This window comes from Hydrogenophaga atypica, from assembly GCF_042665215.1.
GTDB lineage: Bacteria > Pseudomonadota > Gammaproteobacteria > Burkholderiales > Burkholderiaceae_C > Hydrogenophaga > Hydrogenophaga defluvii_A.
Genome location: NZ_JBHTCA010000001.1, coordinates 450570 through 476813, shown reverse-complemented (window position 1 = coordinate 476813; position 26244 = coordinate 450570). Strand labels below are relative to the sequence as shown.

At 67.2% G+C, this 26244-nt stretch carries 27 protein-coding genes; 19 read left to right on the top strand and 8 right to left on the bottom strand.

Features of this window, described 5'->3' with window-relative positions; genetic code table 11:
- The first annotated feature begins 137 nt into the window (after window positions 1-137).
- From gcl to ACFQPB_RS02350, 6 genes are read left to right on the top strand one after another with little or no spacing between them, the layout of a single operon-like run.
- On the top strand, window positions 138-1931 hold the full coding sequence (gcl, locus tag ACFQPB_RS02375; RefSeq protein ID WP_382219482.1) for a glyoxylate carboligase: 1794 nt from the start codon (window positions 138-140) through the stop codon (window positions 1929-1931).
- 13 nt (window positions 1932-1944) lie between these two features.
- Entirely contained in the window at window positions 1945-2724 is a 780-nt protein-coding gene (hyi, locus tag ACFQPB_RS02370; protein ID WP_382219480.1) for a hydroxypyruvate isomerase, read from the top strand.
- Between the two features lie 30 nt (window positions 2725-2754).
- A complete protein-coding gene (locus tag ACFQPB_RS02365) occupies window positions 2755-3654 on the top strand; it encodes a 2-hydroxy-3-oxopropionate reductase (RefSeq protein ID WP_382219478.1) in 900 nt (299 codons plus the stop codon).
- Window positions 3655-5025, top strand: coding sequence for a glycerate kinase type-2 family protein (locus ACFQPB_RS02360; RefSeq protein WP_382219476.1), 1371 nt, complete (start codon window positions 3655-3657; stop codon window positions 5023-5025).
- Window positions 5026-5035: 10 nt separating this feature from the next.
- Window positions 5036-7036, top strand: a complete 2001-nt coding sequence (locus tag ACFQPB_RS02355) for a lytic transglycosylase domain-containing protein (RefSeq protein ID WP_382219475.1) — start codon at window positions 5036-5038, stop codon at window positions 7034-7036.
- The gene (locus tag ACFQPB_RS02350; RefSeq protein ID WP_382219474.1) at window positions 7033-7983 is read left to right on the top strand and encodes a complex I NDUFA9 subunit family protein; all 951 of its coding nucleotides are present in this window, start codon (window positions 7033-7035) and stop codon (window positions 7981-7983) included. Before ACFQPB_RS02355 ends, ACFQPB_RS02350 begins: the two co-directional genes overlap by 4 nt.
- A gap of 71 nt (window positions 7984-8054) precedes the next feature.
- Here ACFQPB_RS02350 and ACFQPB_RS02345 read toward each other — a convergent pair whose 3' ends face one another.
- Window positions 8055-9284 carry an OmpP1/FadL family transporter gene (locus ACFQPB_RS02345; protein WP_382219472.1) on the bottom strand — a complete coding sequence of 410 codons (1230 nt, stop codon included), beginning with the start codon at window positions 9282-9284 and terminating at the stop codon, window positions 8055-8057.
- A gap of 53 nt (window positions 9285-9337) precedes the next feature.
- Window positions 9338-9913: a DUF302 domain-containing protein gene (locus ACFQPB_RS02340; RefSeq protein ID WP_382219470.1), complete on the bottom strand. Its 576-nt coding sequence runs from the start codon at window positions 9911-9913 to the stop codon at window positions 9338-9340.
- A gap of 231 nt (window positions 9914-10144) precedes the next feature.
- Here ACFQPB_RS02340 and ACFQPB_RS02335 point away from each other — a divergent pair, with 231 nt between their 5' ends.
- From ACFQPB_RS02335 to ACFQPB_RS02320, 4 genes are all read left to right on the top strand, one after another.
- Complete coding sequence (locus tag ACFQPB_RS02335; RefSeq protein ID WP_382201964.1) at window positions 10145-10483, top strand: metal-sensitive transcriptional regulator; 339 nt, start codon at window positions 10145-10147, stop codon at window positions 10481-10483.
- Window positions 10484-10559: 76 nt separating this feature from the next.
- On the top strand, window positions 10560-11243 hold the full coding sequence (locus ACFQPB_RS02330; RefSeq protein ID WP_382219468.1) for a glutathione S-transferase family protein: 684 nt from the start codon (window positions 10560-10562) through the stop codon (window positions 11241-11243).
- Window positions 11244-11264: 21 nt separating this feature from the next.
- A complete protein-coding gene (locus ACFQPB_RS02325; RefSeq protein ID WP_382219466.1) occupies window positions 11265-12536 on the top strand; it encodes a multifunctional CCA addition/repair protein in 1272 nt (423 codons plus the stop codon).
- 12 nt (window positions 12537-12548) lie between these two features.
- Entirely contained in the window at window positions 12549-13436 is an 888-nt protein-coding gene (locus ACFQPB_RS02320; RefSeq protein ID WP_382219464.1) for an EamA family transporter, read from the top strand.
- A gap of 14 nt (window positions 13437-13450) precedes the next feature.
- On the opposite strand, the gene trxC is transcribed toward ACFQPB_RS02320, so the two are convergent.
- The 3 genes from trxC to ACFQPB_RS02305 form a co-directional block, all read right to left on the bottom strand.
- Entirely contained in the window at window positions 13451-13891 is a 441-nt protein-coding gene (gene trxC / locus ACFQPB_RS02315) for a thioredoxin TrxC (protein WP_382219462.1), read from the bottom strand.
- 66 nt (window positions 13892-13957) lie between these two features.
- Complete coding sequence (locus tag ACFQPB_RS02310; RefSeq protein ID WP_382219461.1) at window positions 13958-14152, bottom strand: DUF2905 domain-containing protein; 195 nt, start codon at window positions 14150-14152, stop codon at window positions 13958-13960.
- A complete protein-coding gene (locus ACFQPB_RS02305; RefSeq protein ID WP_382219459.1) occupies window positions 14152-15264 on the bottom strand; it encodes a class I SAM-dependent methyltransferase in 1113 nt (370 codons plus the stop codon). The genes ACFQPB_RS02310 and ACFQPB_RS02305 overlap by 1 nt, the downstream gene beginning before the upstream one ends.
- Before the next feature lie 92 nt (window positions 15265-15356).
- On the opposite strand from ACFQPB_RS02305, the gene ACFQPB_RS02300 reads away from it, so the two are divergent.
- The 3 genes from ACFQPB_RS02300 to ACFQPB_RS02290 are packed head-to-tail and all read left to right on the top strand — an operon-like array spanning window position 15357 to window position 16944.
- Window positions 15357-16142, top strand: a complete 786-nt coding sequence (locus tag ACFQPB_RS02300; protein ID WP_382219457.1) for an SDR family NAD(P)-dependent oxidoreductase — start codon at window positions 15357-15359, stop codon at window positions 16140-16142.
- The gene (locus ACFQPB_RS02295; RefSeq protein ID WP_382219456.1) at window positions 16139-16549 is read left to right on the top strand and encodes a dihydroneopterin aldolase; all 411 of its coding nucleotides are present in this window, start codon (window positions 16139-16141) and stop codon (window positions 16547-16549) included. Before ACFQPB_RS02300 ends, ACFQPB_RS02295 begins: the two co-directional genes overlap by 4 nt.
- Window positions 16546-16944 carry a dihydroneopterin aldolase gene (locus tag ACFQPB_RS02290; RefSeq protein ID WP_382219454.1) on the top strand — a complete coding sequence of 133 codons (399 nt, stop codon included), beginning with the start codon at window positions 16546-16548 and terminating at the stop codon, window positions 16942-16944. Before ACFQPB_RS02295 ends, ACFQPB_RS02290 begins: the two co-directional genes overlap by 4 nt.
- A gap of 110 nt (window positions 16945-17054) precedes the next feature.
- On the opposite strand, the gene ACFQPB_RS02285 is transcribed toward ACFQPB_RS02290, so the two are convergent.
- Entirely contained in the window at window positions 17055-17963 is a 909-nt protein-coding gene (locus tag ACFQPB_RS02285) for a LysR family transcriptional regulator (protein ID WP_382219452.1), read from the bottom strand.
- Window positions 17964-18036: 73 nt separating this feature from the next.
- Between ACFQPB_RS02285 and ACFQPB_RS02280 the strand changes: the two genes are divergently transcribed.
- The 3 genes from ACFQPB_RS02280 to ACFQPB_RS02270 are packed head-to-tail and all read left to right on the top strand — an operon-like array spanning window position 18037 to window position 20645.
- Window positions 18037-19038 carry a sodium-dependent bicarbonate transport family permease gene (locus ACFQPB_RS02280; RefSeq protein WP_382219451.1) on the top strand — a complete coding sequence of 334 codons (1002 nt, stop codon included), beginning with the start codon at window positions 18037-18039 and terminating at the stop codon, window positions 19036-19038.
- A gap of 37 nt (window positions 19039-19075) precedes the next feature.
- Window positions 19076-20026, top strand: a complete 951-nt coding sequence (ttcA, locus tag ACFQPB_RS02275; protein WP_382219449.1) for a tRNA 2-thiocytidine(32) synthetase TtcA — start codon at window positions 19076-19078, stop codon at window positions 20024-20026.
- Window positions 20027-20030: 4 nt separating this feature from the next.
- Window positions 20031-20645 (top strand): DUF4136 domain-containing protein, encoded by a 615-nt coding sequence (locus tag ACFQPB_RS02270; protein ID WP_382219447.1) that lies wholly within the window; start codon window positions 20031-20033, stop codon window positions 20643-20645.
- Between the two features lie 25 nt (window positions 20646-20670).
- On the opposite strand, the gene ACFQPB_RS02265 is transcribed toward ACFQPB_RS02270, so the two are convergent.
- Window positions 20671-21642, bottom strand: a complete 972-nt coding sequence (locus ACFQPB_RS02265; protein ID WP_382219445.1) for a chemotaxis protein — start codon at window positions 21640-21642, stop codon at window positions 20671-20673.
- A gap of 106 nt (window positions 21643-21748) precedes the next feature.
- Here ACFQPB_RS02265 and ACFQPB_RS02260 point away from each other — a divergent pair, with 106 nt between their 5' ends.
- The 3 genes from ACFQPB_RS02260 to ACFQPB_RS02250 are packed head-to-tail and all read left to right on the top strand — an operon-like array spanning window position 21749 to window position 25253.
- A complete protein-coding gene (locus ACFQPB_RS02260) occupies window positions 21749-22396 on the top strand; it encodes a histidine phosphatase family protein (protein ID WP_382219443.1) in 648 nt (215 codons plus the stop codon).
- On the top strand, window positions 22393-23535 hold the full coding sequence (locus ACFQPB_RS02255) for a DSD1 family PLP-dependent enzyme (protein WP_382219441.1): 1143 nt from the start codon (window positions 22393-22395) through the stop codon (window positions 23533-23535). The genes ACFQPB_RS02260 and ACFQPB_RS02255 overlap by 4 nt, the downstream gene beginning before the upstream one ends.
- 20 nt (window positions 23536-23555) lie before the next feature.
- Window positions 23556-25253 (top strand): lysoplasmalogenase family protein, encoded by a 1698-nt coding sequence (locus tag ACFQPB_RS02250; protein ID WP_382219440.1) that lies wholly within the window; start codon window positions 23556-23558, stop codon window positions 25251-25253.
- On the opposite strand, the gene ACFQPB_RS02245 is transcribed toward ACFQPB_RS02250, so the two are convergent.
- Window positions 25231-26241 carry an SPOR domain-containing protein gene (locus ACFQPB_RS02245; RefSeq protein ID WP_382219438.1) on the bottom strand — a complete coding sequence of 337 codons (1011 nt, stop codon included), beginning with the start codon at window positions 26239-26241 and terminating at the stop codon, window positions 25231-25233. The two genes, ACFQPB_RS02250 and ACFQPB_RS02245, sit on opposite strands and share 23 nt — an antisense overlap.
- Between the last annotated feature and the right edge of the window lie 3 nt (window positions 26242-26244).

Sequence of the window (26244 nt, the reverse complement as noted above, 5' to 3'; positions counted from 1 at the left end):
GAGACACAGGTTAAACGCTGACAGTGCGCGCCTGGTATTCCACCACGGAATAAACCAAATGCGCGGCGCACGCCTTCCGAACCGGGCCGCTTGTGGCGACGATTCGCCTCAACCCACAACCCCTCAGGAGACGTTTCATGCCCAAGATCAAAGCCGCGCTCGCCGCCGTGCTGGTGATGGAAAAGGAAGGCATCACCCAAGCCTTTGGTGTGCCCGGTGCGGCCATCAACCCGCTGTACGCCCAGCTGCGCGAACGCGGCACCATCGGCCACATCCTGGCCCGCCACGTGGAGGGCGCCTCGCACATGGCCGAGGGCTACACCCGCGCAGTGGCCGGCAACATCGGCGTGTGCATTGGCACCTCGGGGCCCGCCGGCACCGACATGATCACCGGCCTGTACTCGGCCCAGGCCGACTCCATCCCCATCCTCTGCATCACCGGCCAGGCGCCGCGCGCGCGCCTGCACAAGGAGGACTTTCAGGCGGTGGACATCGCCAGCATCGCCAAGCCGGTCACCAAATGGGCCACCACCGTGCTGGAGCCAGCCCAGGTGCCGCAGGTGTTCCAGCAGGCCTTCCACCTCATGCGCTCGGGCCGCCCCGGCCCGGTGCTCATCGACCTGCCCTTCGACGTGATGCAGGCCGAGATCGAGTTCGACATCGACACCTACGAGCCGCTGCCCGCGTACAAGCCGGCGGCTTCGCGCAAACAAATCGACAAGGCCCTGGCCATGTTGAACGAAGCCGAGCGCCCGCTGATCGTGGCCGGCGGCGGCATCATCAACGCCGATGCCAGCGACTTGCTGGTGCAGTTCGCCGAGATCACGGGCATCCCCGTCATCCCCACGCTGATGGGCTGGGGCAGCATCCCCGACAACCACCCGCTCATGGCCGGCATGTGTGGCCTGCAGACCAGCCACCGCTACGGCAACGCCAACATGCTCGCCAGCGACTTTGTGCTCGGCATCGGCAACCGCTGGGCCAACCGCCACACCGGCAGCACCGACGTCTACTGCAAAGGCCGCAAGTTCGTGCACGTGGACATTGAACCGACACAGATTGGCCGCGTGTTCGCACCCGATCTGGGCATCGTGTCGGACGCCAAAGCCGCGCTGCAGCTGTTCGTGGACGCGGCACTGGAGCTGCGCGCTGCCGGCCGCCTGCGGAACCGCCAGGACTGGGCCGCCGAATGCCAGGGCCGCAAGGCCTCGGTGGACTACCTGCGCAAGACCAACTTCGAACAGGTGCCCATGAAGCCACAACGCGTCTACCAGTGCATGAACAACGCGTTTGGTGAGGACACCACCTACGTCTCCACCATCGGCCTGAGCCAGATCGCCGGTGCGCAGTTTCTGCACGTCTACCACCCGCGCCACTGGATCAACTGCGGCCAGGCTGGCCCGCTGGGCTGGACGGTGCCGGCCGCCCTGGGCGTGCGCGCGGCCGATCCGTCGCGGCGCATCGTCGCGCTGTCAGGCGACTACGACTTCCAGTTCATGATCGAGGAGCTGGCCGTGGGCGCGCAGTTCAAGCTGCCCTACATCCACATGGTCGTCAACAACAGCTACCTGGGCCTGATCCGCCAGTCGCAGCGCGGCTTCAGTATGGATTACTGCGTGCAACTGGGCTTCGACAACATCAACAGCCCGGCCGACGAGGTGACCGCCCAAGGCTACGGCGTGGACCACGTGAAGGTGGTCGAAGGCCTGGGCTGCAAGGCCATCCGTGTGCACCGCCCCGACGAGGTGGCGCCCGCCATCCGCCAGGCCGAAGCCTGGATGGCCGAGTTCCAGGTGCCGGTGGTCATCGAGGTGATCCTGGAGCGCGTGACCAACATCGCCATGGGCACCGAAATCGACAACGTGACCGAGTTCGAGGAAGTGGCAGGCGGCAAAGCCGATGTGCCCACCGCCGTTGCCCTCCTTGATTGACCAGGAACTGAACATGCCCCGCTTTGCTGCAAACCTCAGCATGCTCTTCACCGAGCTGCCCTTCCTCGACCGCTTCGAGGCCGCCGCCCGCGCCGGCTTTGAAGCCGTGGAGTTCCTCTTCCCCTACGCCTTCGAGGCGCAGGACATCCGCCGCCGGCTCGATGCCAACAACCTCAAGCTCGTGCTGCACAACCTGCCGGCCGGCGACTGGGAGGGCGGCGAACGTGGCATCGCCTGCCACCCAGACCGCGTGGACGAGTTCCGTGCCGGCGTGGCGCGCGCCATCACCTACGCCCAGGCCCTGGGTGTGGGCCAACTCAACTGCCTGGCCGGCAAAACACCGGCCGGCGTGCCCGACGCCGCACTGCGCGAGACCCTGGTGGCCAACCTGCGCTTTGCCGCCACCGCGTTGAAAGCGGCCGGCCTGCGGCTGCTGGTGGAACCCATCAACACCTTCGACATCCCGGGCTTTTACGTCAACCGCACGGCCCAGGCCCTGGCCATCCTGGACGAAGTGGGCGCCGACAACGCCTTCGTGCAGTACGACATCTACCACGCACAACGCATGGAAGGCGAGCTGGCGGCCACGCTGCAAAAACACATTGCTCGCATTGGCCACGTGCAGCTGGCCGACAACCCGGGCCGCAACGAGCCGGGCACGGGCGAAATCCACTACCCCTTCCTGTTCGCGCACCTCGACCGCATCGGCTACAGCGGCTGGGTGGGCTGCGAATACAAGCCGGCCACCACCACCGAAGCTGGTCTGGGCTGGCGCCAGCAGCTGAGCGCCTGAGTTTTTTCAACCCGATTTCACACAAAAACCATGACCACACAACCTCTCAAGATCGGTTTCATCGGCCTGGGCATCATGGGCGGACCCATGGCGGGCCACCTCATTCGCGCCGGCCACCAGCTCTTTGTCTACACCCGCGGCAAGCTGCCGGAGGACATCGCCAACAGCAGCGCCACGCAATGCCTGAACGCGCGCGGCGTGGCCGAACGTGCCGACATCGTCATCACCATGGTGCCGGACACACCTGACGTGGCCGATGCGCTGTTTGGCGACAACGGCGTGGCCAGTGGCCTCACGCCGGGCAAGGTGGTGGTGGACATGTCGTCCATCTCGCCGGTAGAGACCAAACAGTTCGCGCAGCGCATCGAAGCCCTGGGCTGCGACTACCTCGACGCCCCGGTGTCGGGGGGCGACGTGGGCGCGCGCAACGCCACGCTGTCCATCATGGTGGGTGGCAAGCCCGAGGTGTTCGAGCGCGTCAAGCCTGCGTTTGAAGCCATGGGCAAAAACATCACCCTGGTCGGCGGCACGGGGGATGGACAGACCTGTAAGGTGGCCAACCAGATTGTGGTGGCGCTGACCATCCAGGCGGTGTCGGAAGGCCTGCTGTTTGCTGCTCGCGCGGGGGCCGACGCCGCCAAGGTGCGCGAAGCCCTGCTGGGTGGCCTGGCCACCTCGCGCATCCTCGACGTGCTGGGCGACCGCATGATCCGCCGCACGGTGGAACCGGGCTTCCGCATCGCCCTGCACCAAAAAGACCTGAACCTCGCCCTGGGCACCGCCAAGAGCCTGAACCTCGCCCTGCCCGGCACGGCACAGGCCCAACAACTGTTCAGCGCCTGCGTGGCGCAAGGCGGTGCGGCCTGGGACCACTCCGGCATGGTGCGTGCGCTGGAACGGCTCTCCTCGTTTGAGATTGGAGAGCCTTGAATGCCCCCCGCGCCGCTTCGCGTCACCCCCCACGGGGGGCAACGCCACTCGTCCGGCAAAGCCGGCCCGACGGCGTTCCCTGAAAAATACACCCATCCGCGCGAGTTGCTGAAAAGCCTGTTCGACGCGGCCGTGGCGTCGGCACAGCCCGAGCTGTGTGTGCCGCCGCACCTGCCCGAGCCACCGGCGCCCGGACAGGGCCGCGTCATCGTGATCGGTGCCGGCAAGGCGTCGGCCGCGATGGCGCGTGCGGTGGAGCGGCACTGGGCCGGGCGGGGCGTGCCACTGGAAGGCCTGGTGGTCACCCGCTATGGCCACGCGGTGGCTTGTGAACATGTCGAGATCGTGGAGGCCGCCCACCCCGTGCCCGACGAAGCCGGCCATGCCGCCGCGCAGCGCATGCTGCACATGGTGCAGGGCCTCACCCCAAACGACCTCGTGCTGTGCCTGATTTCCGGCGGTGGCTCGTCGCTGCTGCCCCTGCCCTTGCCCGGCCTCACGCTGGCGCACAAGCAAGCCGTGCACCAGGCGCTGCTGCGCTCGGGCGCCAACATCGGCGAGATGAACTGCGTGCGCCGCCACCTTTCGGCCATCAAAGGCGGGCGGCTGGCGGCGGCCTGCCACCCCGCGCGCGTGCTCACGCTGCTGATTTCGGACGTGCCAGGCGACAACCCGGTGGACATCGCCTCTGGCCCCACCGTGGCCGACCCCAGCACCTGCGCGGACGCGCTAGCCATCACCCGGCGCTACGCCCTCGACCTGCCCGCCGAAGTGCAGCACGTGTTGGCCAGTGGCGCGGGCGAGTCGGTCAAGCCCGGCGACCCGCGCCTGGCCCGCTGCGAGACCCGCCTGATCGCCACCCCCCAGATGGCGCTGCAAGCCGCCGCCCAGCTGGCCCGGGAAGCCGGCGTGACGCCCTGGGTGCTGGGCGACGGCATCGAGGGCGAGGCCCGCGACGTGGGCAAGGTGCTGGCCGCGCTGGCGCAACAACAGGCTCGCCATGGCGGCCCGATCACCACGCCGTGTGTGCTGCTGTCCGGCGGCGAAACCACGGTCACGGTGCGGGGCCAGGGGCGCGGAGGGCGCAACGTGGAATGCCTGCTGTCCCTGGGCTTGAGCCTGGGCGAGGCGCCGGGCATCCACGCCTTGTGTGCCGACACCGATGGCGTCGATGGCCTGGAGGAGATCGCCGGCGCCGTCTGGACACCCGATTCGCTGCAACGCGCCTGGGCACAAGGCCTGCGCCCCCTGGACCACCTGATGGACAACAACGGCCACGGCTTTTTTGAGGCCCTGGGCGACAGTGTGGTGACCGGCCCAACCCTGACCAACGTCAATGACTTTCGCGCCATCCTGATCGACCGCGCTTGATAATGGGGGCATGAGCCGAACGCCCTCCCGACACACCACCTGGATGGCCGGCATCTTCGCCGGCCTGCTCCTGAGCGCCCTGCCCGCCGCAAGGGCACAAATCGACACCGCCCTGCCCGGCGACAAGCTGGTGCTGGAGCTGCGCGAGGCCTTCCGCAAAGGCGACACGCGCACGCTGGGCCAGAAACTGCCACAGCTTGACGGCCACCCGCTGCAGCCGCTGGCCGCCTACTGGGACATGAAACTGCGCCTGGAATGGGCCAGCGCCGACGACGTGCGCGCCTTCACCGAGCGGTATGCCGGCAGTTACTACGAAGACCGGCTGCGCAACGACTGGCTGCTGCTGCTGGGCCGCCGGGGCGACTGGGCCACCTTTGCCACCGAGCTGCCACGCTTTCGCATGAACGACGACCGCGAAGTGCAGTGTTATGGCCTGCTGGTGCAGCACCAAAACACCGGTGCCGACGTGGCCGAGGCCGTGCGTGACCGCTGGATGGCACAAAAAGAGGCCGACGAAGGCTGCAGCCGCGCGGCCCGCGAACTGACCGGCGCTGGCAAGTTGCCCGCGCTGGCCACCTGGCACCGCGCCCGCCAGGGCATGGAGCGCGGCCGCCAGCGGGTGGTGGCCCAGGCCGTGGGACAACTCAACCCCGAGTGGGTGGCCACCGCCAACGAGATCTATGCCAACCCGGCGCGCTACCTCGACGACAAGTTGACCGCCATCCGCCCGCGCACCAAAGAGCTGGTCACGCTGGCCCTGGTGCGCCTGGCCGCCACCGACGTGGAGGATGCCATCGCTGAACTGGGCAAAGCCCGCTGGCGCGCCCAGCTCACGGCCGAAGAGCGCAGCTGGGTGTGGGGCGTGATCGGCAAGCGCAGCGCACAAAAACTGTCCGACGAGGCGCTGGACCACTTCGCCCAGGCCCGCGACGAGCACCTCAGCGACGAGCAACGTGCCTGGAAGGTGCGCGCTGCCCTGCGCGCCGGCCACTGGGGCCTGGTGCGCCAGACCATCGAGGGCATGCGCGCCGAACAACGCGACGAACCCGCGTGGACGTACTGGCTGGCCCGCGCGATACAGGCACCTGGCAACAACCCACAGGCCAGCGCGCAGGCCCGCGCGCTGTACGAACGCATCGCCAGCCACAGCGGCTTCTACGAACAACTGGCGATTGAGGAACTGGGGCAGAAGATCACTGCGCCGCCACCGCCCGCGCCCCTCACGGCCGAAGAACGGGCCGCTGCCCTCGGCCACCCCGGCCTGCTGCGCGCCCTGCACGCCCTGCGCGTCGGCTTGCGCAGTGAAGGCGTGCGCGAGTGGAACTACAGCACCAACCTGCACATCCCCGGTGGCATGCCCGAGCGCGAGCTGCTGGCCGCAGCCCAGTTGGCCTGCGACCGCGCCATCTGGGACCGCTGCATCAACACCAGCGAGCGCACCCGCACCGTGGCCGATTTCAGCCAACGCTACCCCACACCCTTTCGCGAAGCGGTGCTTCGCCGCAGCGCCGACATCGGGCTGGACCCAGCCTATGTGTACGGCCTGATCCGCCAGGAAAGCCGTTTTGTGATGGACGCGCGTTCGCACGTCGGTGCCTCGGGGCTGATGCAGGTGATGCCCGCCACCGCCCGGTGGACGGCCCGCAAGATCGGCCTCGACGGCTTCCAGCCCCACCACATCAACGACAAAGAGACCAACATTGCCATCGGCACCGCCTACCTCAAGTTCGCTCTGGACGACTTTGAAGGCTCGATGCCCATGGCCGCCGCCGCCTACAACGCCGGCCCGGGCCGGCCGCGCAACTGGCGCAACGGGCCCCTGCTGGAGGCGGCGGCCTGGGCCGAGTCCATTCCCTTCGACGAAACCCGCGACTACGTGAAAAAAGTGCTCGCCAACACCACCAGCTACGCCGCACTGCTGACCGGCCAGGGGCAATCGCTCAAGGCGCGCCTGGGCTGGGTGGGGCCACGCGCGGCCACGGCACAAACCGTCAACCGGGATCTGCCGTGACGCGGCGTGTGCTGGTGCTGGGCGGCACCGGGTTCGTCGGCCGCTCGGTGTGTGAACAGCTCGTTCGCGCCGGCTGGCGCGTGACCGTGCCCACCCGGCGTGTTGCCAACGCACGGGCGGTTCAACACCTGCCTGGGCTGGACGTGTTGCCCGCCAACGTGCACGACGCTGCGGTGCTTGCCCGCCTGTTGCCCGGCCACGATGCCGTGGTCAATATGGTGGCCATCCTGCATGGCAACGAGGCGGCCTTTGAACGTGTCCACGTGGCCTTGCCACGCCAACTCGCGTTGGCTGGTTTGGCGGCGGGCGTGCGCCGCCTGGTCCACATCAGCGCGCTGGGCGCCGACGCACGAGGTCCGTCGATGTACCAGCGCAGCAAGGCCGCCGGAGAACGTGTGCTGCAAGGCGCCGGCCTGGACCTCACGGTGCTGCGGCCGAGTGTGATCTTTGGCGCTCAGGACCGCTTTCTTAACCTGTTCGCTCGCCTGCAGTCGGTGTTTCCGCTCATGCCCTTGGCGGGTGCGCACACGCGCTTTCAGCCGGTGTGGGTGGAGGACGTGGCGCGTGCTGTGGTGGCTTGTCTGCAGCAACCCCACACCGTAGGCCAGACCATCGAATGCGCTGGCCCCGACGTGCTCACGCTGGCGGAGCTGGTGCGCCTGGCGGGCCGCTTCGGCAGCCGTGAGCGCGCTGTCCTGCCGCTGCCCCTGGCGCTCGGGCGCCTGCAGGCGGCCCTTATGGAGCTGGCGCCCGGTGAACCCATGATGAGCCGCGACAATGTGGATTCGATGCGGGTGGACAACGTGGCCAGCGGCGCCCTGCCCGGCCTGGCGTCACTGGGCATACAAGCCGCATCCGTTCAAGCGGTGGCGCCCGCCTACCTGGGCACACGCGGCCCACGCAGCGCGCTGGATGCACACCGCGCCCACGGCCAACGCCCGCTGTAAAAAAAAAGCGGCGCACCTTTTAAGGCGCGCCGCAACGCTTTCAACGCGAGGAAAAACGCGAACAGGTCAGGTCAGAACTTGCGGCTGTACTGCACACCAAAGCCGTTCTGACTCATGCCAATGCGGGTGGGGGCAGGCATGGTGCCTTCCACGTTGTGGCGGCGGGCGTGCCACGTGGCCACGGTCAGCTCCTCCTTGGCCGACCAAGCGTAGGTGGCACCCACGGTGAGGTGGCTGCGCACCACGCCGGGCGCAAGGATGTTGAGGTAGACGTCTTCAGAACGGACCGGGTTGCTGCCGATGTTGTAGCCCGCGCGCAGTGTCCACGCCGGGTTGACCTGCCATTGCACGCCGATCTTGGCCACCTTCACGTCCTGCCAGCCAAAACCCGGGCCATTGGCGGCACCAAATCCGTTGGCAAAGTTGGCCATGCTGGCGTTGCCGATGGCGCGCACACCGCTGTAGTTGATGCGCTGATAGTCCAAAGCCAACTGCACCGCTGGCGTGAGCTTGAACGCCACACCAAAGGAGAAGTTTTCAGGGATGTCGAAGTCGCCGTTTTCAGCAAACAGGCCGCCGTATTTTTTGAAGCGCGACATGTCGATCTTGGGTGAGAAAGACGCCCCCACGCTGACGCTGTCGCTCAACTGGCCCAGGTAGCCCAACCGCACGCCCATGCCGGTGCTGCTGTCGCGCCCCTGGTTGGGCAGACCAAACGCTTGCAGCCCATAGGCCTTGAAGCTCTGGTAAACGAGCAGTGGCGAGACACCCACCGAATGCCGATCGGTGAGCTTGTAGGCCACGGTGGGCGCCACGATCAGCTGCATCAGATCCACCCCCAGTTTGCCCTGGCCACACACCGTCGCGCTGCTGCAAAAGAAGTTGGTGTCGCCCGGGAACACGGCTGGGTACTCGGTGTTCATGCCGCCGTTGCCGTACACCGTGATGCCCACACCCAAGCGGTTGGACAGGCCGACGTTGTAGCCCATCTCGGGGATCAGAAAAGCGTTCTTGTCGCTCTCCACGGTCATCGAACCCATGGGGGTTGCCAGCGTCGCACTGCGTTTGGGATTGAAGATTTCGGCGCCCACCTCAAAACGGTTGCCCACCCAGGCGGCCTGCGCCGGGTTGTTGACCCCAGCAAAAGCGTCGTGGGTGAGGGCCTGGGACGCCCCGCCCATGCCTTTGGCCTTGAGGCCGAAGCCATGGGGGAAGTAGCCGTTCGTGGCGTGGGCGGCGGGCAGGGCCGCCAGGCAGGCGGCCACGGCCAAGCCGCGCCAGGCAAACAATCTGACGTTCATGGGTTTGTCTCCTCGTTGTGGTTTGTTGGTGCGCCGTGTCTGTGGTGGCGCGCTCAGAACTCGCCCTTGGAGGCGCGTTCCATCATTTCAAAAATCGTGTCACGCACCGCCTGCGCTTCTTCCTTCAGCGGCGAGGGCAGCTTGCGACCCATCTTGACCATCATGTCCATGTTCAGCGTGTAGAGCCACAGGCCATCGTCCTTCTCCACCACGCTCACGCGGCAAGGCAGGTACGCCGCCATGTGGGGACTGAAATCCACCATCTTGCGCGCGGTGGCAGGGCTGCAGTAGGAGTACACCGTCAGCAGCTTTTCCTTCTTGCCCGAACGCGCCTCCAGCTCTTTGGACAAAGGCAGCACACCGACGTCGCGCATGTTGCGCTCCACCGCCACCAGCTTGAGGATTTCCTCCACATCCTTGGCGCTCACGCCGTCTTTGACCTTGCGCTCCCAGGTGGTGGCAATCGCGATGTCGCCGCCGCCCTCCACCCACCGGTCCCACATGCGCATGGCTTCGCCGCCCGCGCCGTCCTCCAGCTTGCTGATGGTGTTGACCGTGCCACAGCCCCCCAGGCCCAGCACCGCCACCCCCACCAGTATCACCCCCATCCACCGTTTGATCGTCAGCATCGCTTGCCTTTCGCTGTTGGTTCGCCTTTGCCCATTGCAAAGGTCAATTCATGACATCGCCCGGCACACAAGTTAACGGTCCATGCTTATATCGTCATTGGTGACTACCCTAGGGGGTAGGGTAAATACGAAAAAATCGCTGTGAATGACACGGCTTTTTGCTGAGAGGCTCGGAATTTTTGGCACACTGCCCGGCTGACGCTCCACTGACGCCCGCCGCAGGAACCGACCATGCCACGCAAACCCGCCTCGCCCGCCCCCGCCGCCGCCTTGCCCACGGCAGCGCCCGCAGGTGCCTCGTCCGACTACCGCCACACGCACCAACGCGACGTGGTGGACCGGCTCAAGCGCATTGAAGGTCAGGTGCGCGGTCTGATTCTCATGATCGAGAGCGGCCGGCCCTGCGAAGACGTCGCGCAGCAGATGGCGGCGGCACGCAAGGCCATGGACAAGACCTTTTTCCGCATGATGGCCTGCACCATGATGGAAGCGGTCACAGCGCCGCCCGGCGATTCGTCGGTGGAAGGCGAAGTGGAGCGCGCCACCGCCATCCTGGAGCGCTACGCCTGAATCAATCACCGCACCGTTTGGCATCAATCCGCCCGCAGACGGCGGCTAACATGGCGCCTCATTCACGGAGGCCTCCATGCTCAAGCTCTACATCGGCAACAAAAACTATTCGTCCTGGTCCATGCGCCCCTGGGTGCTGATGCGCCAGGCAGGCATCGCTTTCGACGAAGTGATGGTGCGCTTCGACTCATTCGACGCCGACTCCGACTTCAAGCGCGCGCTCAAAGACGTCAACCCCGTGGGCAAAGTGCCCGTGCTGGTGGACGGCGACCTTGCCGTGTGGGACACCCTGGCGATTGCCGAGTACCTGGCCGAGCGTTTCCCTGACAAGGCCCTCTGGCCTGCCAACCCCCAGGCGCGGGCGCGCGCGCGCAGCGTCTGCGCCGAGATGCACGCCGGCTTCACCGCGCTGCGCGGTGCCTGCCCCATGAACATCGAAGCTTCGTTGCCCGAGGTGGGCGCCCTGGCCTGGCGCGACAAACCTGGCGTTCGCGCCGATGTGGCCCGACTCGAAACGATGTGGGGCGGCCTGCTGCAAGCCCATGGTGGCCCGATGCTGTTCGGCGACTTCTCCATCGCCGACGCCTACTTCGCACCCGTCTGCATGCGGCTGCGCAGCTACGGTCTGCCGTTGTCCAGCGCGGTGCGCGCCTATGTGGACCGCGTGGCCAACCTGCCCGGCGTGGCGGCATGGGTGCAAGATGCGTTGGCTGAACAGGACTTTCTCGACTTTGAGGAGCCCTACCGCTTGAAGCGCTGACAGCCTCCCTACACTCGGGGGATGGACATCTATCTCGTGGGCGGCGCCGTGCGCGACGCCTTGCTGACCGCCTCTGGCACCCACCCCCAGGTGTCGCACAGCGACCGCGACTGGGTGGTGGTGGGCGCCACGCCCGCCGCTCTGGCCGATCAGGGCTACCTGCCTGTAGGCCGCGACTTCCCGGTCTTCTTGCACCCACGCACGCGCGAGGAACACGCCCTGGCGCGCACCGAACGCAAAACCGCACGTGGCTACCACGGCTTCGCTTTTCAGGCCGACGAAACCGTGACGCTGGCGCAAGACCTGTCGCGGCGCGACCTCACCATCAATGCCATGGCGGTGCCGGCCACCGCACTCGACGACACCGGCGGCTTCGACACCGACCAGATCATCGACCCCTTTGGCGGCCGCGCCGACCTGCAAACCCGTGTGCTGCGCCATGTGACCGAGGCCTTTGCGGAAGACCCCGTGCGCATCCTGCGCCTGGCGCGTTTTGCGGCCCGTTTCCCCAGCTTCACGGTGGCGCCCGAAACGCAGGCGCTGATGCGCCACATGGTGGCCGATGGCGAGGTGGACCACCTGGTGGCCGAACGGGTTTGGCAGGAGCTATCGCGTGGCCTGATGGAGCAGCGGCCCAGCCGCATGCTGGATGTGTTGCGCGACTGCGGCGCCCTGCGGGTGTTGCTGCCCGAACTGGACCGCCTGTGGGGTGTGCCGCAGCGCGCCGACCACCACCCCGAGGTGGACACCGGCGCCCACATGGCCCTGGTGATGGACATGTGTGCGCACCTGCAAGCGCCCCTTGCGGTGCGTTTCGCCTGCCTGTGCCACGACCTGGGCAAAGGCACCACCCCGGCCGATGTGCTGCCCCGCCACATCGGCCACGAACAACGCAGCGTGGCCTTGCTGCGCGCCGTGTGCGAGCGCTGGCGCGTGCCGCGCGACTGCAGGGAACTGGCCGAGGTGGTGGCGCGCGAACACGGCAACATCCACCGCAGCGCCGATTTCAACGCCGCCGCCGTGCTGCGCCTGCTGGAGCGCTGCGACGCCATCCGCCGCCCCGATCGGTTCAGCGAGGTGCTGCTGGCCTGCGAATGCGACGCGCGCGGCCGCCTGGGCCTCGATGCGGGCCCCTACCCCCCGGCCCCCCGGCTGCGGCATGCGTTGCAGGCGGCCCTGGCGGTGGACACCACCACGCTCGCCCAAGATGCCGCCGAACGTGGCCTCAAAGGCCCCCAGATCGCGGGTGTGGTGGCGCAGGCCCGCGAACACGCCATCGGAATGGCCCTCTGAACAAGCCCCCTCATGCCACTCAAAGACCTCTCGCTCGCCCTGCTGACCATCGTCGCCTGGGGCCTCAATTTCGCCGTCATCAAACTGGGCGTGGTCGGTGTGCCGCCCATGCTGCTGGCGGCGTTGCGTTTTGTGTTTGCCGTGTTGCCGGCCATTTTTTTCTTTCGTGCGCCGCGCGTGCCGCTGCGCCTGTACCTGGCCTACGGTCTGCTGATTTCGGTGGGGCAGTTTGCGCTGCTGTTCACCGCCATCCACGTTGGCATGCCCACCGGCCTGGCCTCGCTGGTGCTGCAGGCGCAGGCCTTTTTCACCCTGGTGTTTGCGGCGCTGTTTCTGGGTGAACACTGGAAAGCCAACCAGTTGGCGGGCCTGGCGCTGGCCGGCGCCGGCCTGGCCCTGATCGGCAGCAGCCACGGCCAGGCCATGCCACTGCTGGGTTTTGCGCTGACGGTGGGTGCGGCGGCCGCTTGGGCGGGTGGCAACATCGTCTCGCGCGCGGTGGCGCGGCACGGCCCCATCAACCAACTGGCTTTTGTGGTGTGGTCTTCGCTGGTGCCCATTGGTCCGTTCCTGGCGCTGTCGTGGTGGCTGGAGGGGCCCTCTGCCATCACAACCGCCTTGACCCATCTGAGCGCCACCTCGGTGGCATCGGTGCTCTACCTGGCCTGGGCCGCCACCTTGTTCGGTTACGGCGTCTGGACCTGGTTGCTCTCGCGCCACCCGGCCAACCGCGTGGCGCCCTTTTCGCTGCTGGTGCCGCTGGTGGGCCTGAGCACCGGTTGGATCGTTTTTGACGAGGCGCTTCGACCGGTTCACTTTGTGGGTGGCGCCCTGTTGATGGGCGGGCTGCTGCTCAACCTGTTTGGCGACCGGCTGCTGCGCCGCCGGCAACCCGCCTGACGGTTAACCGAGCTTCAAGCCTGGCTGCACGCCCAGCGCACGATGTCCGCCGCGCCCATGGCGCCCGGTTGGCGCGCCACCTCGCGCCCGCCTTTGAACAAGGCCAGGGTGGGGATGCTGCGGATCTGCAGTTGCGCGGCCAGTTGCTGCGCCTCTTCGGTGTTGACCTTCACAAGGCGGAAGTGGGGTTCGAGCTCGCGCGCGGCGGCCTCGAACTGCGGCGCCATCATGCGGCATGGGCCACACCAGGGCGCCCAGAAGTCCACCAACACGGGCACCTCGCTGCGCGAGACGTGTTTGGCAAAACCCGCTTCATCCAAGGCCACAGGCTGGCCGGTGAACAGCGGTTGGTGGCATTTGCCGCAATCAGGCGCTTGCGCGCGCTGCGCCGCGCTCACACGGTTGGTGGTGTGGCAATGGGGGCACACGATGTGCTGGGTGTCGGGGGCGCTCATGAAAAGGTACTCCTAGGGGGTAGCTGGCGAGCACTTGGGGGCAGCACCCCAGCTTTCAAGACGGGGTCAGACGAACTTGGCGATCAGGGCCGCCACCATGCTCAGCAACACGGTGCTGGCGATGGGCAAAAACATCTCGCGCCCGAACAGCTTGAAGCGGAAATCGCCCGGCAGGCGCCCCAGGCCAAAACGCTCCAGCCAGCGAGACAACCCGTTGACCAGCAACAAGGCCAGGAAGATGACGATGAGCCAGCGGATCATCAGAGCGTGTGGGTGCGGTCGCCGTGGGCAAAACCCAAGGGCTCCCAACCCCCGGCGCTGGCCTCGGGGGCAAAGGCGAGCACCTTGAACAGCTCGCCCATCTCGTGTTCGTGCAACAGTTTCATGGCCTGGGCGCGTTCGGCCACCGACGCGGCCGAGGCCAGGTCCACCAGGCCACAGTTGATGAGGAAGCGCGCCTGGGTGGCGTAGCCCAGCACCTGTTGGCCGGCGTTCTGCGCGGCCAGCGCAATGCCGGTGAAATTGACGTGGGCGGTGATGTCCTTGGCACCCACGTCCGCCAGCGGGTTGCCGTCGGCGCGGTGGCCCTGGTGGCACATCAGCGTGCCCATGTGGCGCTGGGGGTGGTAGTACTCACGCTCAGGGAAACCGTAGTCGATGAAAAAGGCCGCGCCGCGCGCCAGGCGCGCGGCCAGGCTCTTGACGAAGGCCTCGGCCTGCGGGTGGATTTCGGTGAGGTAGTCGTGCGGGCCCTCGGGTTCCACCGGCGGGCGCAAGGTGGTCGGGCGGTCGGACCAGGCCCAGGCATCGCCTTCGGCCGCCACCCCGCGCTCGAACCACACGCCACCCACGCGGTGCAGCAGTTGCACCGGCATGGCGTCCAGTACCTCGTTGCCCAACACCACACCGTCCAAACGCGCAGGCCACGTGTCGGCCCAGGTCACGCGCCCGGCATGGACCTGCAGCGTCTCGCGCTGGCGCTCGCGCAAACTGCCCGACAACTCGACGATGTGGTAGCGCACCGACTCGAAACGCTCGTCGGCCGTCAGCGCATCCAGCACCTGGCGCGCCAGTGCGCCGGTGCCTGCGCCGAACTCCCACACATCCAGCGTGTCGGTCGCGGTCAGCGCCTGCGCCACCTGCACCGCCAGCGCGCGGCCGAACAAGGGCGACAACTCTGGCGCGGTCACGAAATCGCTGCCTGAGGCCGGCATGGCGCCGAACTTGGGCAGGCCACCGGCGTAGTAGCCGCCTTCAGGCGCGTACAGGGCCAGGGCCATGAAGCGGTCGAACGGCAGCCAGCCGCTGGCCTCGGCCAAGGCGCGTTGCAGGGCCGCCTGCAGCGGATCGGACACGGTGGGGGTCGTTGGCATGCCCTGGATTATCAGGGGCCAAACAGGACACGCGACAATCACGCCCTGGCGCCGCTGCGCGCGTTCTCAACACCAGCCAAGCACAAGCAAAGATGACCCGACGTGTCCTCGTGACGGGCGGCGCCCACCGGCTGGGCGCCCTGATCTGCACCCAGTTTGCCCAGGCCGGCTGGGAGGTGTGGTGCCACCACGCCCGTTCGGCCGACGCGGCCCATGCGTTGCGCGACCAGCTCAACGCCCAAGGCCTGCAGGTGCACACCATCGCCGCCGACCTGTCCATCGAGGCCGAACGCGGCCGCCTGGTGAAGGACATCGCGGAAGGCGCCGGACCGTTGCACTGCGTGGTCAACAACGCCTCGCTGTTCGAGCCCGACACCGGCCTGGATTTCGAGCCGGCGCTGGCGCGCTCGCAGCTGGAGGTGAACCTGATCGCGCCCCTGACCCTGGCCCGCGACCTGGCCCGGCAGATGGCCGCCCAGCCGGCGCCGGAAGACGCCTGCGTGATCCACGTGCTGGACCAGAAAGTCTTCAACCTCAACCCCGACTACTTTTCGTATTCGATCAGCAAGCTCGCGCTGGAACGCGCCGTGGCCTTGCAAGCGCAGGCGCTGGCGCCCCACGTGCGCGTGTGTGGTGTGGCGCCCGGCCTGATGTTCCTGAGCGGCCCACAAGCCCCGGAGAATTTCGAGCGCGCCAGCCGCGTCAACCTGCTGCGCCGCCCGATTGACCCAGCCGACGTGGCCCGCACCTGCCTGTTCCTGGCGCAGACACCGGCCATCACCGGCAGCACCGTGAGCGTGGACAACGGACAGCACCTCGTGCCGCTGGAGCGCGACGTGATGTTTGTGGTCGATGAACTGATGAAAGCCCCGCAATGACAAGCCCCCATCTGGACGATCTGTCGCTGAGTTGTCGCAAGCTCTTTCTGCGCCGGCTGGAAGTGCTGGCCCACATCGGCGCCCACGACTTTGAAAAAGGTGTGCAGCAGCGCCTGTGGATCGACGTGGAGCTGTATGTGCCCTACGCGCACTCCACGCCCACACAAGACCGCCTGCATGAGGTGGTGGACTACGACTACGTGCGCGCAGTGGTGGCCGAGCGCATCGCTCAGGGCCACGTGGAATTGCAGGAAACCCTGTGCGACGACTTGGCCGAGCGTCTGCTGGCCCACCCAGGCGTGCGCGCGTTGCGCCTGTCCACCTGCAAACCCGACGTCTACCCCGACACCCAGGCCGTGGGGGTAGAGATCGTGCGCATCAAGCCCGAGCCGGAGCCCGCACCATGAACACGTCCACACCCAACGCCCAGACCCCCACCCGCACCGGCCAGCAGATCCTCACGCTGACCGGCCTGCGCTTCGATGCCAACCTGGGCATCCTGGACTTTGAAAAAACCAGCCCCCAGCCCATCCAGGTGGACGCCGAACTCAACCAGGGCCCACAGCCCTTGCTGCCCCACGACGACGACATCAGCCACGTCCTCGACTACCGCAAGGTGCGCCAGATCATCATCGACGAGTGCACGGCCGAACACGTCAACCTGCTGGAAAGCCTGATCGGCAAACTGACCCAACGCCTCATGGGCCTGCCCGGCGTGCTGGGCGTGCGCGTGCGCATCGCCAAGCTGGAAATTTTTGCCGACTGCGAGGTGGCCATCCGCATGGAAAGTGGGCAGTGGTGAGCCGACTGCCCAAATAACGGGCACCGCCCGCCAAGCCTTTGGCCATGCGGCCTGCGCGACTTGTCCTCGCAGTTTTCCACAGCTTTGGTCCCGCTCTGGCAGAACAACTTTCAGGCCTGCCGCGCAGCCCATTTGCCGGCCTCGGCCAACAAGTGCGCATGAAACACCCGGGCGATGGGCGACAGGCGCTTGGCCTTGGGATGCACCAGGTGCCATTGCGAAGGAATGGGCAGACCTTGCACGGGCAACACGCAGAGGTCACGCCGGGCGCTGTCGGCACGCAGTGCATGCAGCGAAATCACCGCCACACCCAGGCGGGCCGCTACGGCCTCTTTGATGGCCTCGTTGCTGCCCAACGCCAGCCGCAGCCGGGGTTCAAAACCTTGGGCGGCGAGGAAGCGATCGGTGGCCAGGCGCGTGCCCGAACCGGCCTCGCGCAAAAGAAAACGTTCGCCCGCGAGCGCGTTGAGCGTCAGGCGCTTGCGGGTGGCCAGTGGGTGACCCGCCGACGCGATCAGCACCAGCGGGTTGGACAGGAACACCCGGTCTTCCAGCTCCATGTCGGCCGGCGGCATGGACATGACGTAGAGGTCGTCGGCGTTGTCACGCAGGCGCTGCACCACACCGTCGCGGTTGAGCACCTCCAGCGACAAATCGATTTGCGGGTGGCGGGTACAGAAATCGCCCAGCAGTCCGGGAATGAAGTACTGCGCGGTGCTCACCACCGCCACCCGCAGGCGGCCGCGCGTGAGCCCCTGCAGGCCGGCCACGGTCTGCTCGAAATCTTCCCACCGATAGACGATGCCACGTGCGGTGGCCGCGAGTTGGTGACCGGCTTCGGTCAGGTGCACCTGGCGGCCGATCACCTCATACAGCGGCAAGCCCACCGCCTCGCTGACCTCACGCAACTGCATGGACGCGGTGGGTTGGGTCACGTGCATGGCCCGTGCTGCCGCGCTCACGCTGCCGGTGTCGGCCAATGCCAAGAACAGTCGCAGTTGGCGGAAGGTCACATTCATAGATATTTATCTATATATCCGTTTCCAAGAATCGATTTTACTCAATGTCCAGATGTGTCTACAGTGCGCTCCCATGCACATCTTCACCGACCCCGCGCTGCTGTTTTTTGTCTTCGGCGTTTTTGCCGGCCTGCTGAAATCCAACCTCGAAATCCCGCCCGCCATCTCACGTTTCCTGTCGCTGTACCTGCTGATGGCGCTGGGCCTCAAGGGCGGTTTTGCCCTGGCACAAACCGGGCTGACCACCCAGGTGCTCACGGGCCTGGGGCTGGCGGTGCTGCTGGCGGTGGTGGTGCCGTTGCTGGGCTACGGCTTGTTGCGCCGTGTGGTGGGGCCGTTTGACGCGGCGGCCGTGGCCGCCACCTACGGCTCGGTGAGTGCGGTGACCTTCATCACCGCCAATGCCCACCTGGACGGCCAAGGCATCGCCCACGGTGGCCACATGGCCGCAGCCATGGCGCTGATGGAGTCGCCAGCCATCATCCTGGCGGTCTTGCTGGCCAACGTGTTGCGACGCCAGGCCAGCGCCGCCCACACCGTGAGCGGCGGCACGCTGGCCTTGGGCGGACCGCCGGCCGAGGGGGTGGGCTGGCCCAAGGTGTTGCACGAATCCTTCACCGACGGCGCGCAGTTGCTGTTGCTGGGCGCCATGGCGGTGGGCTGGCTCAGCGGTGAAAGTGGCCGCGAAGCCATGCAGCCCTTCTCGGGTGATTTGTTCAAAGGCATGCTGGCCTTCTTCCTGCTCGACATGGGCCTCAACACAGCGCGCCAATTGCCCGGGCTGCGGGGCCAATCGCCGTGGCTGCTGGCGTACGCGCTGATCGCACCCTTGGTGCACGGCCTGCTGGCCTTGGGGCTGGCCGCACTGGCCGGCTTGCCGGCGGGTGACGCCGCCCTGCTCATGGTGCTGGCCGCCAGTGCCTCCTACATCGCCGTGCCGGCGGTGGTGCGGCACGCCATCCCCGAGGCCAACCCCTCGCTTTACGTGGGCCTCTCGCTGGGCGTGACCTTCCCGCTCAACATCCTGTTGGGCATACCGCTCTACACCCGATTGGCGCAGGCTGCGCTGGGCTGAGACAATACGGGGCTGCCGACCTGCATTGAGCCACCCCATGACGACGACCCCCACCTGGACCACGCCCGCGACCGAAGCGCCTGACACAGCCCCCCCGAAGGCGCTGAAGATCGAACGCGAAGACCACAAGCTCGAAAAGCGCCTGTGCCGAGAGGTGGGCCGCGCCATCGTCGACTACAACATGATCGAGGAAGGCGACAAGGTCATGGTCTGTGTGTCGGGCGGCAAGGACAGCTACGCCATGCTGGACATCCTGCTCAAACTGCAGGCGCGCGCGCCCATCAAGTTCGAGCTGATCGCGGTCAACCTGGACCAGAAGCAGCCGGGCTTTCCCGACCACATCCTGCCCGAGTACCTGGGCCAGCTGGGCGTGCCCTTCCACATCGAGACGCAGGACACCTACTCCATCGTCAAAAAGGTCATCCCCGAGGGCAAGACCATGTGCAGCCTGTGCAGCCGGTTGCGCCGGGGCATCCTGTACCGCGTGGCGGGCGAGCTGGGCGCCACCAAAATCGCCCTCGGTCACCACCGCGACGACATGCTGCAGACCCTGCTGCTCAACATGTTCTTCGGCGCCAAGCTCAAGGGCATGCCCCCCAAGCTGGTCAGCGACAACGGTGAGCACGTGGTGATCCGCCCCCTGGCCTACGTGGCCGAAAAAGACCTCACGCGCTGGGCCCAGGTGCGCGAATTCCCCATCATCCCCTGCACGCTCTGCGGCAGCCAGGAAAACCTGCAACGCAAGCAGGTGGGCAACATGCTGCGCGAGTGGGAAAAGAAGTTTCCGGGCCGCGTGGAGAACATGGCCACCGCGCTGCAGAACGTGGTGCCCAGCCACCTCATGGACCGGGGGCTGCACGACTTTGCCGGCCTCAAGGCCACGGGTGTGCCCGACGAAGACGGCGACAAGGCCTTCGACGACGAGCCGCTGCCCACCGCGCCCAGCCTGCCCGAAAAGCAAGTCATCTCGCTGGTGCAGGAGGCCTGACACCATGCGCCGCCTGATGCTGCCCCTGCTGCTGACCATCAGCGCCCTGCTGGGTGGCTGCGCCAGCGTGATGCTGGTGGACAACCAGGTGCAGAGTTTTCCGCAGTGGCCGGCAGGCGCCCCTCAGAAAGGCGAGCGTTTTGCGTTTGACCGCCTGCCCTCACAACGCAGCACGGCGCCGAACGCGCTGCAGGATGGCCTGGAGCTGGCGGTGCGCGACGCCTTGACGGCGTGGGGCCTGAAGCTGCCCACCGGCAACGACAGCGTGCGCTGGCTGGTGCAGGTGAACGCCGGTGGCCAGCGCCTGCCACGCGCGCCCTGGGAGAACCCCTGGGAGCGCCCCAACTGGAGCATTTCGGGGGGCATCGGCGGGCGCCACGGCGGCATCACGCTGGGCTTTCCGCTGATGATCGCGGACAACCCGTACTACCTGCGCGAGATCACGGTGGTGGTGCGCGAAGCGGCCACCGGGCGCGTGGTGTACGAAACGCGTGCCAAACACGACGGCCGCTGGCCCGACAGCCCCGCGCTGTGGGGCGCCATGGTGTCGGCCGCCTTGCGGGATTTTCCCCAGCCGCCTGCGGGCGCCCGGCAAGTCAACATCGAAATTCCGCGTTGACCCCCGTCAAGCGGTCCCAAACGCTTCAGACCACCTGCCCGTACTCGGCCAACACCCGGCGCAACGTGCCGGCCAAATCTTCGGCCACAAACTTGGGCACGTAGGCATCTGCGCCCACGCTGCGCACGTGGTCCTCGTTGGTGGCACCCGACAGCGAGGAGTGGATGACCACCGGCAGGGCGCGCATCTTGGGGTCTTGTTTGATCATGCGCGTGAGGGTGAAGCCGTCCATCTCGGGCATTTCCAAGTCGGTCAGCACCAGGGCCACCTTGTCGTGGATTTCGCGGCCCTGGGCCGCACACTCGGCGCTGATGGCCTGCAGCTTTTCCCACGCTTCCTGTCCGGTCTTGCACATCACGTAAGGCAGGTTCATGGCCTGCAGACCCTGCTCGATCAAGGCGCGTGCCACAAAGGAGTCGTCGGCGGCCACGATCATCGTGCCTTCCTTGAGCTTGACCTGCGGGCCCACGTTCTCGGGTGTCATCTCGCCGTCGCTGGTGGGCATGACGCGGCGCAGGATGGACTCCACGTCCAGCACCTGCACCAGGCGCTGGCCGTTCACGTCGTCGTCCAGCCGTGCGATGCTGGTGACCATGCCGCCGGCGGCGCTGTTCTCGGCGCTGAGCACCTGTTTCCAGTCCAGTCGCACGATCTCTTCCACCCCCTCCACCGCAAACGCCTGCGTGGTGCGCGCGTATTCGGTCACCAGCATGATGTTGTGGCCGGTTTTGGGAATGTTGCCGGTGACGGCCGAGAGGTCGATCACCGGGATGATCTGGCCGCGCAGGTTGACCACCCCCATCACGTGCTGCGGTGCACCGGCCATGGCCGTGACCGGTGGCATGGCCACAATCTCGCGGATCTTGAACACGTTGATGCCAAACAACTCGGAGCGTTCGCCATTGGCGTCGCTGCCAAGCCGAAACAGCAACATCTCGAATTTGTTGGAACTGGTGAGCTTGGTCCGCTCGTCGATTTCTTGTTGTACGCTGCTCATCGAAACCCCCGCCCTTTAAGAATGGTTGACGATTCATTCTAGAGAGCCTCGCGCACTCCCACAAACTCTTTTTGTGGCGGCCCACGCCGCCCCAGGACACCACACCGTGCAACTGACCCGCATCCTTGCCATACGCCACGGCGAAACCGCCTGGAACCGCGACACCCGCATCCAGGGCCACATCGACATCCCGCTCAACGAACGTGGCCTGTGGCAGGCCCGGCGCGCCGCCGAAGCCCTGCGCGACGAACCCATTGCCGCCGTCTACAGCAGCGACCTGGCCCGCGCCCACACCACGGCGCAGGCCATTGCCGCAGCGCGTGGCCTGCCCGTGCACACCCATGCCGGCCTGCGTGAACGCCACTTCGGCAGGTTCGAAGGCAAGACCTGGAACGAAATCGAAACCGGCTGGCCCGATGAAGCCCTGGCCTGGCGCAAGCGGGTGCCCGACTTTGCGCCCGAAGGCGGCGAGAACCTGCTGACCCTGCGCGAGCGCATTGCCAACACCGTGCACGAACTGGCCGCGCGCCACCCGGGCGAGCAGGTGGTGATGGTGGCCCACGGCGGCGTGCTCGATGTGTTGTACCGCCTGGCCACCGGCCAGGACATCCAGGCACCCCGCACCTGGACGCTGGACAACGCCGGCATCAACCGCCTGCTCTGGACGCCGGAAGGCCTGAGCCTGGTGGGCTGGGCCGACATCGGCCACCTGCAGGACGATGCCGACGCACCGCTGGACGAGTCCACGACATGACGCCGCCCGCACGCCTCGGCGACAACATCGCCGCCGTCGACACCCCCGCCCTGGTCATCGACCTCGACGCCATGGAGCGCAACCTCGCCCGCATGGCCACCTTTGCACGCAACCACCGTGTGCGCCTGCGCCCCCACGCCAAGATGCACAAAAGCGCCGAACTGGCGCGCCTGCAGATGGCCCACGGCGCGGTGGGCGTGTGCGTGCAGAAGACCGCCGAGGCCGAGGCGCTGGCCGCCGGTGGCGTGAACAACATCTACATCAGCAACGAGGTGATTGCACCGGCCAAACTGGCCCGCGTGGCCGCGCTGGCGCTGCGGCTGCAACACGACGGTGGCCAGCTGGCCATCGCGGTGGACAGCGAACACGGCATTGCCGCACTGGCCGACGCCATGCACCACGCCCACGGCGCCCACATCGATGTGTTCATCGACGTGGACATTGGCCACGGCCGCTGTGGCGTGCCCCCAGGCGATCCGGCCTTGGCGCTGGCCCGCGCCATCGCACCCCACCGCACCCTGCGCCTGGTGGGCCTACACGCCTACCACGGCGCCGCCCAACACCAGCGTGACAGCGGCACCCGCCAAGCCACGCTGGCGCGCTCGGCCCAGATGGTGCGCGAGACACGCGACCTGCTGATCCGCCACGGCTTCGGGCCCCTGCTGGTGACAGGCGCGGGCACCGGCACCTACGCGCTGGAAACCGCCAGCGGGCTGTGGGGCGAACTGCAGACCGGCTCCTACCTGTTCATGGACGCCGACTACGCGAGCAACCAGCACACGGCCGATCCGCCGGCCTTCGAACACGCGCTGTTCGTCAAGGCCCAGGTGGTGAGCCGCCAGGGTGACCGCGCCGTGTGTGATGCCGGCCACAAAAGCCACGCCATCGACAGCGGCCTGCCCACCGTGTGGGCACCCGCCGGCCTGACGTTCGCCAACGGTGGCGACGAACACGGTGTGCTGCGCGCAGCCACGCCCGCGACGCCGCTGCCCGCCATCGGCGACACCGTGTGGCTCATCCCCGGCCACTGCGACCCCACGGTCAACCTGCACGACTGGCTGGTGGGGGTGCGTGGCGGGTTGCAGCAAGGTTTTGTCGAGCGGCTGATCCGGGTTGATGCGAGGGGCGCGCTGACCTGAGTGCCGCCACAATCGCCGGCATGAATCTCAGCCCCAGCCAAGTCATTGTTCTGGCCACCCCGGTCTTCCTGCTCCTCATTGCCGCCGAATACGCCTACGGCCGCGCCAAGGGGCGCAACACCTACAGGCTCAACGACGCCGTCAACAGCATCTCGCTGGGCATGCTCAGCGAAGTGACCAAGGTGTTGACGCTCCTGCTGCGCGTGGGCATTTACACCGCCGTGTACCACGCCGCCGCCATGGGCCCGGGCCCGGAGTTCTGGACCAGTTGGTACGGCTGGCTGCTGGCCCTGGTGTTCTACGACTTTTGTTACTACTGGCTGCACCGTGGCGGGCACGAGGTGGCGGTGCTATGGGCCGCCCACGTGGTGCACCACCAGAGCGAGGACTACAACCTCTCCACCGCGCTGCGCCAAACCAGCAGCGGCGCCTTGCTCGGCTGGCTGTTTTACGTGCCCATGGCGGTGGCGGGCGTGCCACCCATTGTGTTCGCGGTGGTGGGCCTGATCGATCTGCTCTACCAGTTCTGGATCCACACCGAACACGTGCCCCAACTCGGCTGGTTCGACCGCGTGTTCGCATCGCCCTCCAACCACCGGGTGCACCATGCCGTCAACGACCGCTACCTGGACAAGAACTACGGCGGCATCCTCATCGTGTGGGACCGGCTGTTTGGCAGCTTCAAGGAAGAAGACGAGACATGTGTCTACGGCACCCGCAGCCCTCTGCGCAGCTGGGACCCGCTGTGGGCCAATGGCGAGGTGTATTGGGCCTTGCTGAAGGACAGCTGGCACACCCGCCGCTGGCCCGACAAGCTGCGCGTGTGGTTCAAGCCCCCCGGCTGGCGCCCAGCCGACGTGGCGGCGCGTTTCCCCAAACCACCGTTTGACGCGGCCGCGCTGCAACGCTTCGACCCGCCCCTGGCACCGGCCACCGCCTGGCTTGCGGGTTTGCAGTTCGTGGCGCTGCTGGGCGGCGTGGCGGCGTTTTTGTGGCAGGTGGACGGCTGGCCACTGGCCACGGCCTGCGTCTGGTTGCTGGCGCTCACCGTGAGCCTGTGGGGCGTGGGCGCGCTGTTACAAGGTCGCATCAGCGCCACCGAGCTGTGGCTGATCGAAGCCTGTGCCCTGGCCACCGCCAGCTCGGCCCTGGGCCTGCGCGAGTTGCACCTGGTCTTCAAACCTCTGGCCATGGTGATCGCGCTGGCGCTCACCTGGGGCGTGCCGCGTGCGCTGTGGCTGCGCCTGGCGCTGTTCGGTTCGCTCGCGGGCGACGTGTTCCTGATGCTGCCCGGTCTGTTCATCCCGGGGCTGGTGGCCTTTCTGCTCGCGCACATCGCCTACATCGTGCGGCTGCGGCAGGACGCGCCCTGGTTTGCCAGCCGCCGGGCGCTGGCACTCACGCTGGGGGTGGGTGCATTGATGTACACGGTGCTGTGGCTCGGTGGTCTGCCTGCGGGCCTGCGCGGGCCGGTGGCCGCCTATGTGGTGGTGATCGCTTTGATGGCGGCGCAAGCCCTGGGTCGCGCAAGCGTGCGGCGCGATCAGGCGTCGGTGCTGGTGGCGGTGGGCGCCTGCTTTTTCATGCTCAGCGACACCCTGCTCGCGCTCAACCGCTTCGTCACGCCCCTGCCCATGGCGCAGCTGGGCGTGCTGGCCACCTACTACCTGGCGCAATGCCTGATGGTGGGCGGCCTCATTCGTTCGCGCCCTGCTTGAACACCTGGGCATCCAGCCCCAGGGCCTTGATGCGTGCGGCGGCCTGTTCGGCCTGGGCGCGGTTGGCAAAGGGGCCGGCGCGCACACGGGTGCGCTGGCCGCGCTCCAGTTGCAGCGTGTCGCTGCGGGCCGGCACACCGGCCTGTCGGATGCGCACCAATGCGCGCCGCGCATTGGCCGGGTCGGCGAACAAGCCCACGTTGATGCCGTAACCCCGCGCAGCCGCCACGGCAATGGGTTCGGACACCGACTGGGCGACGGGTTCGGGGTCGTGCACGGTCGACGGGGTGGGCGGCGCGGGCGGCGCAACGTCGGCCACGGTGTCCACGGCGGTGGGTGCGGGTGTTGGCGACTCAGCCGTGGCGGGCGAAGGTGCGGGGGATTGTGTGGGAGAAGGCAACGGAGCAGGCTCAGCCACCACCACCGACTGGGTGGCCAAGGGCTCGACCACCGACTTGGCCACGGGGTCTTGCGCCGCGGCGCTGCCCCACACCTGCCAGCCCACCAGCGCCACCATCAACAGGTTCAACAGGCACATCACCAGCAGCCGCTGCAGCGACGGCGCCCGCTGGCGCAACACGTCGGCCGCGTCGGCCATGGAGGGCGACTGCCGGACCACGTCCACCAGCGCCAGCCGCAATTGGCCATGCAGCCACGCGTTGGCAAACAACCCAGGCAGGGCAGTGGCCACCAGCACAACCGCGCCGGCCAGGCCCAACGTCACGCCATCCGGCAAATGGCCCCGGCCCCACCACAATGCACCGGCCGCAGCACCCACCAGCAACAGGTACACGGCGGCGATGCGCCACAAGCGCCGGTACACCAGCCAGTTGAAGGTGAGCAGCGCGGCCAGCGTGTTCCAGCTCGGCCCGCTCACGCCCCGGGCGTCAAAGCGTTCGAAGGCCCGGAGGTGGTGTTCGCTCTGCACAGGCCCCAAGGCCGCGCGGTAGAGCATGTGTGTGGGGGACTCGCGCGGCGGGGTGCTCACGGC